General features: G+C 58.1%; 13 protein-coding genes. 5 read left to right on the forward strand and 8 right to left on the reverse strand.

Translation table 11 applies throughout. The features are described 5' to 3' along the window. Nucleotides 1-4: 4 nt before the first annotated feature. The 8 genes from OEL83_15770 to OEL83_15805 form a co-directional block, all read right to left on the reverse strand. Nucleotides 5-265, reverse strand: coding sequence for a phosphopantetheine-binding protein (locus OEL83_15770; GenBank protein ID MDK9708500.1), 261 nt, complete (start codon nucleotides 263-265; stop codon nucleotides 5-7). A gap of 250 nt (nucleotides 266-515) precedes the next feature. Further along, nucleotides 516-1,460 (reverse strand): lysophospholipid acyltransferase family protein, encoded by a 945-nt coding sequence (locus OEL83_15775; GenBank protein MDK9708501.1) that lies wholly within the window; start codon nucleotides 1,458-1,460, stop codon nucleotides 516-518. After that, complete coding sequence (locus OEL83_15780) at nucleotides 1,382-2,134, reverse strand: glycosyltransferase family 2 protein (protein MDK9708502.1); 753 nt, start codon at nucleotides 2,132-2,134, stop codon at nucleotides 1,382-1,384. The genes OEL83_15775 and OEL83_15780 overlap by 79 nt, the downstream gene beginning before the upstream one ends. Beyond that, nucleotides 2,124-3,899 (reverse strand): DegV family EDD domain-containing protein, encoded by a 1,776-nt coding sequence (locus OEL83_15785; GenBank protein MDK9708503.1) that lies wholly within the window; start codon nucleotides 3,897-3,899, stop codon nucleotides 2,124-2,126. Before OEL83_15785 ends, OEL83_15780 begins: the two co-directional genes overlap by 11 nt. Next, nucleotides 3,896-5,260 carry an AMP-binding protein gene (locus tag OEL83_15790; GenBank protein MDK9708504.1) on the reverse strand — a complete coding sequence of 455 codons (1,365 nt, stop codon included), beginning with the start codon at nucleotides 5,258-5,260 and terminating at the stop codon, nucleotides 3,896-3,898. The genes OEL83_15785 and OEL83_15790 overlap by 4 nt, the downstream gene beginning before the upstream one ends. Nucleotide 5,261: 1 nt before the next feature. Further along, complete coding sequence (locus OEL83_15795) at nucleotides 5,262-6,527, reverse strand: radical SAM protein (protein MDK9708505.1); 1,266 nt, start codon at nucleotides 6,525-6,527, stop codon at nucleotides 5,262-5,264. Nucleotides 6,528-6,692: 165 nt separating this feature from the next. Then, complete coding sequence (gene fabG, locus OEL83_15800) at nucleotides 6,693-7,430, reverse strand: 3-oxoacyl-ACP reductase FabG (GenBank protein MDK9708506.1); 738 nt, start codon at nucleotides 7,428-7,430, stop codon at nucleotides 6,693-6,695. A gap of 6 nt (nucleotides 7,431-7,436) precedes the next feature. After that, complete coding sequence (locus OEL83_15805) at nucleotides 7,437-7,871, reverse strand: hypothetical protein (GenBank protein ID MDK9708507.1); 435 nt, start codon at nucleotides 7,869-7,871, stop codon at nucleotides 7,437-7,439. Nucleotides 7,872-8,080: 209 nt separating this feature from the next. On the opposite strand from OEL83_15805, the gene OEL83_15810 reads away from it, so the two are divergent. Genes OEL83_15810 through OEL83_15830 form a run of 5 tightly spaced genes read left to right on the forward strand, consistent with a single transcriptional unit; the run spans nucleotide 8,081 to nucleotide 14,052 of the window. Continuing rightward, entirely contained in the window at nucleotides 8,081-8,347 is a 267-nt protein-coding gene (locus OEL83_15810) for a phosphopantetheine-binding protein (protein MDK9708508.1), read from the forward strand. Continuing rightward, nucleotides 8,344-10,515 (forward strand): beta-ketoacyl-[acyl-carrier-protein] synthase family protein, encoded by a 2,172-nt coding sequence (locus OEL83_15815; protein ID MDK9708509.1) that lies wholly within the window; start codon nucleotides 8,344-8,346, stop codon nucleotides 10,513-10,515. Before OEL83_15810 ends, OEL83_15815 begins: the two co-directional genes overlap by 4 nt. Before the next feature lie 40 nt (nucleotides 10,516-10,555). Beyond that, nucleotides 10,556-11,017, forward strand: a complete 462-nt coding sequence (locus tag OEL83_15820; GenBank protein MDK9708510.1) for an ACP dehydratase — start codon at nucleotides 10,556-10,558, stop codon at nucleotides 11,015-11,017. Continuing rightward, complete coding sequence (locus tag OEL83_15825; GenBank protein MDK9708511.1) at nucleotides 11,004-11,678, forward strand: outer membrane lipoprotein carrier protein LolA; 675 nt, start codon at nucleotides 11,004-11,006, stop codon at nucleotides 11,676-11,678. Before OEL83_15820 ends, OEL83_15825 begins: the two co-directional genes overlap by 14 nt. Next, the gene (locus tag OEL83_15830) at nucleotides 11,671-14,052 is read left to right on the forward strand and encodes an MMPL family transporter (GenBank protein MDK9708512.1); all 2,382 of its coding nucleotides are present in this window, start codon (nucleotides 11,671-11,673) and stop codon (nucleotides 14,050-14,052) included. Before OEL83_15825 ends, OEL83_15830 begins: the two co-directional genes overlap by 8 nt. The last annotated feature ends 3 nt before the right edge of the window (nucleotides 14,053-14,055 follow it).

Below are 14,055 nucleotides of genomic sequence, written 5' to 3' on the forward strand. Positions count from 1 at the left end.
TGGATTATTTGCTTCTGGAGCTTTTTATCGTTTCGATATAGCCAAGGATGTCGTTGATCGTCCGGATGCCCATGGCCTTTTCCTTTTCCTCGCGGGTGAGAGAAAAGCCGAGGATGGTGGTCTCAATTTTGCCAAGCAGTTCAATGGCGTCGATGCTGTCAAAACCATGGTCGTCGCGGAGGTTGTCGTCGAGACCCGGTTTTTGAAATTCAAAATCTTCGGTGAGAATGGTTAAAATGGCATCTCTAATTTCATCGTTGGTCATAATGGGCTATGCAGGGGAAAAAAGGTTTGGAATTTTAGTAATTACTTGACGGTGCAGAGAAAAAAGCCGGCAACCGGGCGGAAAGTCGAGAGGGATACTACACAGTTTTTTATAATTAAAAAAGCAAATAGTGCTTCGCCAGCTGGGCCTGGGATCCCTTTTACGATGATTGGCAAATGATTGGTAAGAATTTAAATGTATTCAATAATGCTATGGCAGAAAGTGGCTATTAATCTAACCCTCTCAGGGCTCAGTGGATAAACCGGTCAAAATGATACCACTCGAAAGGGTGCCGGCGCAGGGCTGCTTCCAAAAGATCGGCATAGTGCTGGGCTGCCCGTCTTATGGCCGGTTCCCTGTCTTTGCGGGATGCGGGGTCAATGGTGATCGGCTCGGAAAGGGTGAAATGATAGGAATTCCTTCCGGTGCGAAAGGCGAAAAAGACAAAGAGCGGTGAGCCGGAAAGCAAGCTGAAGATAAAGGGTGCCTCGGGGAGAAAGGCCTGGCGGCCAAGGAATTTCACCGCAACCTTGCGCTGGTCGCTGCGCCAGACGATATCGCCGGTCATCGAAACCAGTCCGCCCGCCTGAAGAAAGCGAATGCCCTCGACGGCGGTAAAGGGTGAGTTGTCATCCTGGTCAACGCCGATAATGGTGACTCCGGTGCGGCGCAACTCTTCTTTTTGCAGCCGCTCGACTCCTTCCTTTTCCTTGGTGCCCATGTACAGGAGGAGTTGCAGATCGGTTCTTCGACTTTTCAACAGGGTTGCGGCCATCTCCCAGTTGCCGAGGTGCGACATGAGCAGGACGCCGCCCCTGCCGCCGATGACCGCTTGCAATCGTTCCCAGCCATCAGTCGTGAAGACCGGCGCCTTGGCCTGCCCTTTGAGAAAGCGGTCGAAGTGGATGGTGGTAAAGTTCTGGTATTGGTTGAAGGTGCAGTAGAGGTGGTAGAGCCTGCCCCGTTCGGGGTAGAGGGCGGCATACAAGCGCCGGCTTTCCCCGACCCGCTGGGAAAAGATGAAGAATCCGGCGGCAATAATCCGGGAAACCAGGGCAAAGAACCACGGGCCGCATATCCCGGCAACCGCGACGAGGAGTTTATACCAATGGTTGTTCATGGCCGAAAAAGAGAAAAGATCCGGCTCCAGATCAGCCTGCTGAAAGTCCTGGAGTTGCGCAGAAAATCGAGGCATGGACGAAAGTGGCTGATGCGTTTGCCCTTTTCCTGGTAGATGACCTTGACCGGCGCTTCCTTGATGGCGATACCCCGCTGCCTGGCAAGGACCAGGATTTCCACCTCGAACTGGTAGCGTCTGGCGACAGCATCAAGGCCCAGGACCTCGGGCAGGGGGTAGAGGCGAAAGCCCGACTGGGAATCGGCAAGCCAGGGTCCGCCGGAGGCCCACACCCAGAAATTGGAGAATTTCCGGCCGAACTTGCTGGTCCAGGGCACATGCACCAGATGGTCCATACCCTGCCGCCTGCCGATGACGATGCATCTCTTGCCATCTTCGACTGCAGCAAGGAGGTTGCGTGCATCGAGCGGGTCGTGCTGACCGTCGCCGTCGAGGGTGATGGCGCAGGTACAGGCCATCCTGTCTGCCGCTCTAAAGCCGGTGAGGAGAGCGGCGCCTTTGCCCTGATTTTCGTTATGGCGGAGGACGTGGATGCCCTGGAGGGTATCGAGCTCGGCTGCGGTCGAGTCGGTCGAGCCGTCGTCCACGACAATAACCGGCAGGCCAAGTTGCTGGGCGTTACGGGCAACCAGGGCGATAGACCGGCCGTGGTTGTAAACCGGGATGATGATCGCCGGGCGCAGGGACGGGTCGTGGGGTCCAGGTTGCAGGGCAGGGATTTCAGTTTGCACTGTGGCCATCCTCCGGTAATTGCGCCTGTGGAGATACCACGGCCATCGACCAAGTCCCCGGTCCCATGTGGACACCGGACGTCAGGGATATCGGGCAGAGGAGGATTTCCGCATCCGGCATCGCCTCACGCACCTGTTGCTGGACCCTTCCCGCAACCCAGTCTTCGTTGTCGGAATACTGGAGGAGGATGGTGGCGGTCGACGAGTGATCTGTCCGTCCCGGCAGTTGCCGCAGCCGATGAAGGGCAAAGGCCAGTTGACCCTTGCTGCTACGGACGACGCCGACCTTCCGCACCCCGCTCTTTGCCGGGCTGATGATCGGTTTCATATGCAGCAGGTCGGCAAAGATACCGCTGGTCCTTGACACCCGTCCCCCGGCCACCAGGTATTTCAGTTCGTTGATAAAGACATATTCGGCGCATTGCTCGGTCATTCTTTCGGCGTAGGCAATGAGTTCTCCGGGAGTTTCGGCCAGGTAGGCCTTCCGGGCGGTGAGCAGGGCAATGAGCGCCAGCCGGCCGGAGGCGGCCCCGGTATCGATCACCGTAAGCCTTTCACCAAGGACATGCCCAGCCTTCCAGGCTATGGCCGCGGCATAGTTGCCGGTAAAGGCCGAGCCGACGGCAAGGTACAGGGAATCCCCGAACTGCTGGCAGATGCTCTGATAGTGTTGCTGCCGTTCGAAGCTTCCGGCCTGGGCTGTGGTCACCTTCCGGCCTTCTCGCAGCAGAGCATACAAGTGTTTTGGGGTATAGAGACTCTCCGGCCGGCAGTCGTCACCGGCAACGATATAGCTGTCAAGCAGGCTGATGCCGTAATAGCGGGCCATGTCGCGCGGCAGCGAACCGGCGGCATCGGTGATGATGTGCAGGACCGGCTTTTTCGCCGAGTAGGTGGCCGGCTGGGTATGGCTTTTGGCCATGGCCTCATCGGACCAGCTGACGACATCACCAAGGCGGTCAAGATCGCCGCGCAGTCCGCAGGGGTCGGGGGTATGGATATGGATCTTCAGGTAGGACTGGTCTTCAATGACCACCAGGCTGTCCCCCAGTTTCGCCAGCCGCTCTTTGATGGCTTGATTTTCAGCGATCTCCCCGGCTGTAATCGGTTCTTCCACCTTGAGAAGGGCGTCGACACAATAGCTGGCCGAGACCTCCTGGTGGAAGGAGTCCTTGATGGTGAGGTTTCCGGCAAAGAGGTCAAAGATCGATCTGGCGCTACCGGTCTGGCCGGTGAGATGCCGGAAAAAGCCGTCAAAAAAGACAAACATCGCCAGGGCCCCGGAATCAACCACCCCGGCATTTTGCAGGTCGGCGAGATGCTTGGTGGTGTCGCGGACCGCCCGTTGCAGCTCTTTAGCAAGGCAGGGGTAGAGACTTGTTTGCTCGGTGTGGGTGGCCAGAACCGCGGCAAGGGTGTCAAAGACCGACAGCATGGTCCCCGGACAAGGGTCGGCGATGGCCTGCCAGGCCTTGTCCCGGCCGCGGGCGGCCCCTGCGGCGAGGCCGGAAAAATCCTCCGCCCGGCACAGTTCCTGGAAAAAGGCCGCGGCGATATTGCCGGAGTTGCCGGTGGCACAGCGAGCAAGGAGATGGCGGGTGCTGTCGCGGTCCTCAACAGGACTGCGGAAGGGGGCAAGGCTGATGCGCAGGTTGGTACCGGTATCGCCGTCGGCTACGGGAAAGACATTGATCCGGTCGAGCAAATCGGCCCAGGCCGAGAGGCAGGCATAGCCCGCGGCGTAGCTTCCCGCGAGGGCGTTCATTTTTGCAGAAGCTGGACGATGGCAGTCCAGTCGTACTTGCCGTTTTGACTGAGGGGAATCCGCTCGACCTTTTTCAGGAGGCGGGGCAGGGCGTAGGGTTCCAGGGAATCGGCGAGCATTTTTCTGATGGCATCGGTATCGGCGTGTTCGCCCTGCACCAGGGCGCCGATACGATTGCCTCGGCCGCCGGCCTCGGGCAGGGCAATGACCACGCAATCGACCACCCCCGCTTCTTTTTTGATGAGGGCGCTGATTTCGCCCAGATCGACCCGCTTGCCGCCCACCTTGGTCACCGTGTCGGTGCGGCCCTTCAGGGCAAACTGTCCGGGGCCTTTAGCCTCAACCCGGTCGTTGATGGTAAAGTAGCCGTCCCTATCAAGGGGTAATTCCGGGGAGAGATAGGGCGAGGTAAGGGCCAGACGGGAATCGGCAATCTTCCAGGCAACGGTTGGAAAAGGGGTGAAGAATTCCTCGCCCTGCGAGCGATTGCGGGTAGCGATGCCACCGGTCTCGGTTGACCCGTAGACCTCGACGATACCGGCCGGATTATTGCTATAAAAATGGCGGTTGTCCTCGGCATCGAGCATACCGGCCGATGAGAAGGCCAGGCGGATGGCCATCTGCCGGTCGCCCAAGACCCGGTAGTGGGCAGGGACGCTGACCAGATGGGTTACCCGGTGTCTTTCCGCTAATAACACGATTTCGTTGGGAAAGGACGGGGATTCATCAACAACCGCTGCCCCGGCGACAAGCGGCAGCAGCACCGAGAACAGCAGGCCGTAGATATGGTAGGGCGGGATGGTGGCGAGGATGCAGTCGTCCTTGGTGACGGCGAAGTATTTGGCAAGGACCAGTCCCTCACTGAGCATGTTCATTCTGGTTTTCGACCAGACCTGCGGCGTGCCGGTTGAGCCGCCGGTGAAGATCTTCAGCAGTTCACCCCGCAGCGAAGGCTGGCCATTGACCGTGAGACGACCGGTTTCGTTCGCTTGAGGGCAGAGTACTTGTATGCCGGCCGGGAATTCCCTGGGAGAATCGGCAATGGCGGTGGTATAGCCGGTGGTCTGCTGCAGCTGGGCCAGGGCGTTGGCGGAAAAAGCATAGGGGAGGAGCAGGGGCGGACCGCCGGCCAGGGAGGCGAGGAGGGCCGCCGCGACAATCGCCTTGTTCTCCACGGCAAGACACACCGCCTCGTCCGGCAGCCGGCGATCCGCCAAGGTCATCTGCAGGTTGGCGGCCATGGCGTAGACCTCGGCAAAGGTGGCGCCGCCGCGGACAAACTCCCTGCCCGGAAAGATCGGCCCCTGGAGCAGCTCCCGGATGGCCACGGCAAAGGAATCTATTGAATAATCAACTATCATCTCACCTGGTTACCGCCTTGCCGAAGGTCTGTCCGGCGAGCTTTCGGTCGCGGGGTTGAAAGGAATTCTTGATCATCTCTTTTTTTACCACCTGCTTGAAGAGCTTGGCCATCTTTATTGACTGGGATTCTTCGCGGTAAAAGGTGTTCCAGGCGTAATCGAGCAGCTCCTGCAGCCTTTCGGCACTCATGTGCTTTGGCTGGTACACCACCCGGTCGGCGGAAAACTCGTTCCAGTCTGTTGAGAGAATGCGGTTTTGCTGGCTCAGTTCCGTCCAGGCCTTGGTGTGCGGGAAGGGGGTCAGGACGGTGAACTCGGCAAGATCGAGCTCGATCTCCAGAAGAAAGTCGATAAAGCGCTTGATATAGTCTTCGGTGTGGCTGTCAAGGCCGAGGAGGATGGTACCCTCGACACCGATGCCGTAATCGTGGTAACGCTTGATCCGCTCTTTAATATAGTCGGAGGTATCGAAGACCGCCTGATAGACGTACCAGGCCCCGGCCTGGGCGGCGAGGTCGAGGACCTCCGGCTTGTCTTCAATGGGATGGGAACACCAGTGTTTCTTTAAAGGGATCATCTCCCGAAAGAGATCCATCTCCCATTTTGTGTCCTGGGCGAGAGAATTATCGACGATGAACATCCGGTTGTTGTCTATGCCGGCCATCTCCGCCACCGCCTTGTCGATGGGCCGCGGCCGGAACGACCTGCCGCCGAGATAGGATACGGCACAAGGGTAGCAATTGAAGCGGCAGCCACGCGAGGCGTGTACCAGATCGACCATCTGCACGCCCTTATGGTTGTAGATCTTGCGGTTGAGGATGTCCCGCCGCGCCGGGCCAACCAGGGCGATGTCCGGCCGGTCGTTGATAAAATCGTAGAGGGGCTGCAGCTTGTTTTGCCGGAAGTCAAGAAGCACCTGCTCCATGCGGCCCTCGGCCTCGCCTAAAAAGACCGCGTCGGCGTGTTGCATGGTCTCTTCGGCATGGAGCATGGTAGCGATCCCGCCAAAGATCACCTTGATACCTTTTTTGCGATAGATATCGGCTATCTCCCAGCCTCTCTTGACCTGGATGGTGAGCATCATCGAGATGCCGACAAAATCGACGGCCTCGTCGAAATCGATGGTTTCCAGGTTTTCATCGACAAAATCGACGTCGACATAGTCGGGGAGGGTTGCGGCAAAGACCACCGGGCCATGCGGCGGCAGATGAAATTCAGTTTGCCGGTCGAGCTTGGTCCATTTCGGGTAGATGAGTTTAAATTTCATGATAAGCTGTCGGTGCTGTGGGTGAATGTGATACTGCCCGGCAAGGACTGCCCGGCCGGGCAAGAGGCCCTACGGCAGGTCCTGAAATAGGCCGGACAGTGGCCTTTGGTTTCCTGCGGGGAAGGGTTGCAGTCGTTAAGTCGGCAGTGCAACATAGGATGGTATCTAAAACATCCCGCCATTGACGGAGAGAATCTGGCCGGTGACGTACGAGGCGGCGTCGGAGCAGAGAAAACCGACCACCTTGGCAACCTCTTCCGGCTTGCCGATGCGGGCCATGGGGATGAGGGTCTTGATGTGGTCCTTCGGGGCATCCTGGATCATCTCGGTGTCGATGAGGCCGGGGGCAACAACGTTAATGCGGATACCCAGCCGCGCCACCTCGGTGGCAACCGCTCTGCTGGCGGCATTCAATCCGGCCTTGGCCGCTGAGTAGTTGGCCTGGCCGCGGTTGGCCATCATCGAGCTGGCCGATGAAATAGAGACGATCGATCCCCGGCGTTTGCGCACCATCTTTTCAATGGTCGGCCGGGTCATATTGTAAAATCCCTTGAGGGTGGTGTCGATGACCGATTGCCAGTTTTCCGGGGGCATCATCATGAACAGGCCGTCGGCGATGATGCCAGCGTTGTTGATGAGGACATCGATCCTGCCGAAGCGGCCAGCGATGTCTTCAACCACCTGTTCGGTTCGCTGCGGGTCGCGGACATCGAACTGGCATATCTCGCCCGCACCACCGGCCTGCTGGATAGAGGCAAGGGTCTCGGTTGCGCCATTTTCATCGCGCATGTAGTTGATAACAGTATAATAACCCTGTTGCGCCAGTTCGATACAGATGGCTCTGCCGATCCCCCTGCTGCCGCCGGTTATTATGGCAATTTTTTGTTCGCTAGTGTCCGTCATGGTTTGTTACGCCTGGAAAAGCTGGAGAGTGGTTTTGCCGATGAGCTTGCCGTCCATATGTTGTTCGCAGACAACCTCCCGGAGATTCTCGAAGACATGGATATTTTCCGACCTGGACAGGACAATGCCGTCAAAAGGCAGGTAATCAATAAGAAATTCGGCTTTTTTGATACCTACCAGCCAGCCTGTTGCATCCGAATCAAGGCCGTTGCTGTGGACCCTGTCCCAGCCGTTGCACACCCCCGCAGTTTGCGCCGCAAGCTCTACGAGGATCAGGGCTTGCACCCCCAAATCTCCTGCCATCGGCCAGGTTCTGCCGACGCGGCATACGGTCAGGGCATGCTGGCGGTCCACCTCAAGAATCTCGCTGATAAGCAGCATGGCGCCACGATGCGGCAGCAAGTCTTCTAAGGTAAGTTGGGGGAGAGTTGTCGTTTTCATGGAAAATATCGGACACAGATACCTCATTATTTGTTAAATCGCCACCAAATTAGATGACAAAAATTCCGGTTGGTTTTATATGATGAGTTCGCATCAAGCAAGCCGCATCTGATGAATACTGCCGTTGGCCAACAGAGCATACGGTGGCTTGTGGAATTTGGCCAACAGGCGGTAATCACACTCAATTTACTGACCATATATTATAAATTATGCAACAATTGATAGATGAACTGAAAGTCAAACTGATCGAGATCCTCAATTTGCAGGATGTAACTCCTGAAAAATTTGATGAAAATGCCCAGTTGGTGGGTGGTGAACTCGGTATCGACTCCATTGATGTCCTGGAGATGGTGGTCATGGTTGAAAAGGACTATGGCATTGTCATCAATAATCAGGAGGTCGGCGAAAAGGTCTTTTCTTCCCTGGCAAGTCTTGCCCGTCATATCAAAGAGAATTCAGCCAAGGCAGCGCCTTGACGAGGAGCACCATCCATATTTGCGGCATGGGGATAGTCAGTTCCCTGGGCACCGGTCTTGCCGCAACAACAATGGCCTTGCGGGAAAACTGTTCGGCTATTAAGCCCTTGGATTTGTTCCCCGTACTCCACGGAGCCCCCTTACCGGTGGGCCAGGTAAGTGGCCTGCCGGTGAACGGCGCCCTGCCGCGCACCCACCGGCTGGCAAGCCTTGCCGCCAAGCAGGCCATGACCGGGGCCGGATTGTCGCCCGAAGCGATCGTTATCGGCACAACCACCGGCGGCATAGCCACCACCGAGCAGCTCTTACGTGAAGGAAGCTGCACCAAGGAACTCTATCAATATCACGGCTTACATACCGTCGCCCGGCATCTTGCCGGGGAGCTCGGCTGCACGGGCCCGGCACTGACCGTCTCCACTGCCTGCTCGTCCGGGGCCGTGGCCATCGCTCTTGCCCTGCGGATGCTGCGTTCCGGCATGGTCAAGTCTGTTCTTGCCGGGGGCGTCGATTCGCTGTCCCGCCTGACCTATTACGGTTTCCATTCCCTGCAGCTGGTCGATCGCAACGGCTGCAAACCGCTCGATGCCGGCCGGCAGGGTATGGCTGTGGCGGAAGGGGCGGCGATGCTGCTGCTTACCGCGGAACACAGCGAAAAAAGCCTTGCCACCCTGGCTGGTGCCGGTCTTTCCTGTGACGCTCACCATGGCGCGGCCCCGCACCCGGAGGGGCTTGGGGCCTTTCTGGCGATGCAGCGCGCCTTGCTGGATGCCGGCCTGCAGCCTGAGGATATTGGCTATATCAACCTCCATGGTACCGGAACGCCGGATAACGATCTGGCGGAGTCGAAGGCGGTACGCAGGCTGTTTGCCGTTCCCCCGCCACTTTCGTCGATCAAGGGGGCATCCGGCCATAGCCTTGCCGCATCCGGGGCCATTGAGGCGGTGGTGTCGGTGCTGACCGTATCACAAGGTCTGCTGCCGGCTAACACCAGCCTGCATACTGTCGATCCGGCCCTCGGCCTGAACCCTCTCACCCTACCCAAAGAGCAAACAGTATCTGCGGTACTTTCCAATTCTTTTGGCTTTGGCGGCAATAATGGTTCGCTGGTGATTGCCGCGGCGGACTTTCGTTGCCGGGACGCTGCCCGGCAATCCGGGGGAGGTCTGGCTATTCACGGCTATTCTTGTCTGACCGGAGCGGGGGACCTGGCTGCCACCATGGCAGTGCTGGCAACAGGGGTATCTGTTGCCGGGATGGCCGGAACCGATGCCCTTTCCGCCGGCCTGCCGCTGCAGCTGATACGTCGGCTGAAGCGTTTACCGCGGATTTCTCTGGCCCTGGCGACTATGGCTCACAAGGATTCCGGTGATGAAGGCCAAAAACCCGGCTCTGTCTTTATGGGCACCGGCTGGGGAGCCCTGTCGGAAACCTACGATTTTCTCGCCCGTCTCACCGAGACCGGCGAACAATTTCCAAGCCCCACCGACTTTGTTGGTTCGGTGCACAATGGACCGGCCAGCCAGGTGGCGATTATGTTTGGGGCCACCGGGCCCAATATTACCACAAGCGGGGGCGATTATTCCTTTGAGCAGGCCCTGCTCGCCGCCGATCTGGCCTGTGACGACGACGTGCGGCCGGTACTCATCCTTGGCGCCGAGGAGGGCCATGCAACCTTTTCACCCCTCCTCGATGCCTCGATTACCCCGGGATCGACACTTACCGACGGTGGCGCGGCCTTTTGTGCCACAAGGAAATCAGATGGGGCAATATGCCGTATTACCGTTCCTTTTTATGGAAGCAGTCAATACCCGGAGGTCATTTCGGCGCTCATCGACAGTCTTGCCGCAAGCCAGCACCGGCAGAAACGCTATGCTCTGATTCTGGCTGGCATACCGGCGGCCATGCACGACCAGGGCGAGGGCCAGCTGGCACAGTTCCTGAGCCAGACCAAGATGCCGGTGCCGGTGGTTCGCTACCGGCAGTTTACCGGCGAGTTTGCCGCGGCTTCTGCTGTTGCCGCGGCCTTTGCCGTATCTTTTATAGAGGCGGGGATGGTCCCGGGAATCCTTGTCGGCGGTGAGGACCTGGCAATAGACACCTCAACCAGCAAGATCCTCATTCTCGGCCTGGGAGAAAACATCACCGCCATGGAGCTCGGCAGACCATGAGGGTACTACCGGAAACCGCCCATCTCATCATCACTTGATTATGACTGAATTCCCTCCCGCAACCTCTTTCCCTTTGCCCCAGCGTGCCGCGGCGCTCTTGCCCCACCGGCCGCCGATGCTCTTTGTCGATTCGCTGCTCGCCCGCGATGGCGACCGGTCAACAGTCCAGGCGGTGCTGCCTTCTGCCGGTATCTGCGTTGCGGAGGGCCGGCTTTTGCCGGAGTATTTCATCGAGTTGATCGCCCAGGCAGCGGCCCTGGGAAGCGGCTATGACGGTCTCTGTGCCGGCAGGGCGGCGCGTGACGGCATGTTGGTGGGCATTGACGGATTCTCCTTGCCCGGCCAGGCCGCATCAGGGAGAACTGTCCGGATTGAAACGGCAATCACCTTTAGATTTGGCGCAATTAAATTGATACATGGTGAGGTCTATGACGATCAGAAATTACTTGCGGCAGGCGATATCAAGGTGTGGGAGGATCCTGGTGACGATGCGGCGCGTTAATTCCCCATCATTTCTTTCTCGTCTTGCTGTAGCGATACTGTCGGGCTGGGTTTTGTTGCTGGTGGCTGGCGTCCCACCGGTATTTGCCGCGGAGGCCGAAGAACTCCAGAGTTTTCTAACTGAAATACAGGCGGCCTCCGATAAGGTCCGGTCTTTTTCCAGTGAATTTGTCCAGGAGAGAAGGCTCGCCCTCTTTGCCGAACCGGTGATCTTCCGCGGCTCCCTAGTCGTTGTCCGGCCTGACCGCTTGCGCTGGGAATTTATCTCGCCCGTGCCCTCCGTCCTTATCTTCCGTGGTGATCGGGGCATTCGCTGCAATGACAAGGCGCCGCCGGTCCATTTCGATCTCGGTGCCGACCCGATCATGCGCGCCGTTGCCGAACAGCTCTGGCTATGGCTGGGAGGGGATTATTCGCGTTTAAACGCCACTTACCAGATGGAAAAAGCCGGGCCCGTATCGCTGCGTATAAGCCCGAAGGACCAGGCAATGCTCGAATATATCACCAGTATCACCATCACCTTCAACAAAACCAGCAAACAACCTGAAAAGGTAGAGATCGTCGACCCAGGCGGCGACACGACCGTCATCAGCTTCCACTCCTACGTCCTCAACAGCAAGACCCCTGACGTTCTCTTTGCCCTCTGTGGTACCAATGAGTAGAAGGGCTGCGATTATCCGCTGGTTGTTCGTCCTTGGCGCCTTCGCCGTGGGCATGATCTTTTGTAACGATCTGCGGCTCGCCGATGATGCCATCGACCTGTTGCCGGGTGAGGCGGTGCGCGGCGACCTGAGGATGCTCAAGCGGATGGGCCTGGTGGATCGGCTGTTTATCACCGTCTCCATGAAAAATGAGGGGGGGATTCCTGTCACAGTCAGCAAGAAGGCCCTGCAGGCCAGTACCAAAAAGCTTGGCGACCTGCTGAATGACAGCGGTCAGTTTTCCTACGTGTTGGCCCGGCTGCCTGAAGGCTATGAATTTTCCCTCTTTGCCGGGCTACAGCCTTCCCTGCCGCTTCTTCTTGATGAAGGCGACATCGCCAATCTGGCTACCATGACCTCGCCGGAAGGCATTAAGGCCGGTCTGCAGAATTCCTTTGCGCTTCTAAACAGTCCGGCGGGCATTGCCATGAAGAAGCAGGTGCAGGTCGATCCTCTCGGTCTGATCACCCTGGCCTTGCAAAAGCTGAACCTCATGCGCTCTGAATACACGGTGCGTATTGATGAGGGCTTTTTCATGAGCAAAGATGGCAGAAGCTGCTTGTTGGTTGCCGAGAGCCGGAAGTCCCTCACCGATTCAGAACAGGCGGCGGCGGTAGAGAAGATCTTGCATGCCGCCTCCGGCCAGGCCCTTGATGCGGGAATCGAGGCGACGGTCATCGGCAGTCTGCCGCATACCCTCGCCAACAGCCGCTCCATCGAGAAAGACCTGCAGCTGTTGTTGCCGCTGGCCTCGGTGCTCATGCTGCTGTTGTTCGGGGTGGCCCTGCGCAATATCCGTTTTCTGGTGGTGGTCGGTGTGCCCTACCTGGCGGCGCCCCCGGCCATTGCTCTGACCAGCCTTTTCTACGACAAACTGAGCGGCCTTGCCCTCGGGTTCGGCATTGTTCTTTTAGGTATTACTGTCGATGTTGCCACCCATCTATATCTGGCCATGACCGGCGCCGAGGGGGGCAGTCCGCGTCAGGCGATGAAACAGGTGGCCAAGCCTTTGTTCTACGCCGTCCTGACCACAGCCGCCGTTTTTGTGGTTCTGCTCTTTTCGCAGGTGCCCTGCCACCGGCAGATGGCCTTGCTGGCGATCTTCGGGGTAACCCTTGCCTCTCTCTTTGCCTATCTGGTCATCCCGGCAATTGCCGCCACGCAAAAAAACAAACCGGTCCGGGTCAAGGAGAACCATTGGCTGCGGCTGCTGTCCCCGAGGCATCCCGGCCAGATTCTCGCAGTCTGGCTGGTCCTTGTGGCCTTTGGCCTGGTTACCTGGCCCCGGCTGCATTATAACGGCGATTTGCGTGGGCTGGACGTTCCCGATCAGCAGGTTATCGAGGGGGAGCGTCATTTCAACGCCACCTGGGGCGGGGGCGATGAGCAGGCCTTTGTCCTTGCCACCGGCAGCAGTCTTGATGAGGTCCTCGATAGAAATTATCTCGTCTATCGCTTTCTGCGGGAAAGCGGTGTGAAGAAGTTTCAATCCTTTGCTCCTCTATTGCCCGGTCCCAGCGCCCAGACCCGCAATCAGCAGGGCTGGCAGCAATTCTGGGAGGCGAACCGGGGAGATTTCGAGGAACGGTTCATAAAGGCGGCGGTCGCCCGTGGTTTTACCGAACAGGCCTTTCTGCCGTTTTTCCACTGGCTGGATACCCCGCCGCAGCCTCTGCTGCCGGAAAAATTCCTGGGTGGTCCTTTGCAGCCGCTGTTTTCTTCGATGCTCAAGGTGCCGGGGGAGGGGGTCAGTGAAAAGGATTCCTACATAGCCATGACCACGATCGCCATTGATGATGCACTTTTGCCTCAGCTTCTGCAGTTTGGCGAAAAGACCGAAGGGGTGCGGGTTCTCGCCAATAAAAAATGGCGGGCCGAGGTGGAGCACCTGCTCCGCTACGACGTCCAGACCCTGTCGCTTATCGCCGGTTTGCTTATCACCCTGATGGTCATCTATCAATTCCGCAACACCAGAGCGACGCTGGCGGTGCTGGCGCCGGTTATTTCGTCGCTTGCCGCCATGTCGATCTTCTGCTTTCTCACCGGTGGCCAATTGAACATGATGCACCTCATCATGGGGCTGATGGTGATCGGCGTCAGTGTAGATTATGGCATTTTTATTGTCTGCGCCAAGCTTTCCGGCCTGGAAAAGGTCTCGGAACGATCGGTGAGCCTGACCGCTGCCAGCTCCATGATCGGTTTTGGCGTCCTGGCCTTTGCCGGTCATCCCGCCCTATACGCCCTTGGAGTGACGGTGCTTATCGGTGTCGGTGTCGCCTGGCCGACTGCCCTTTGGGTCAGTCCGGCACTCCTCGTCTTTGGCAAGAAGGAGTGATCG

Source organism: Desulforhopalus sp., from assembly GCA_030247675.1.
Taxonomy (GTDB): Bacteria; Desulfobacterota; Desulfobulbia; order Desulfobulbales; family Desulfocapsaceae; genus Desulforhopalus_A.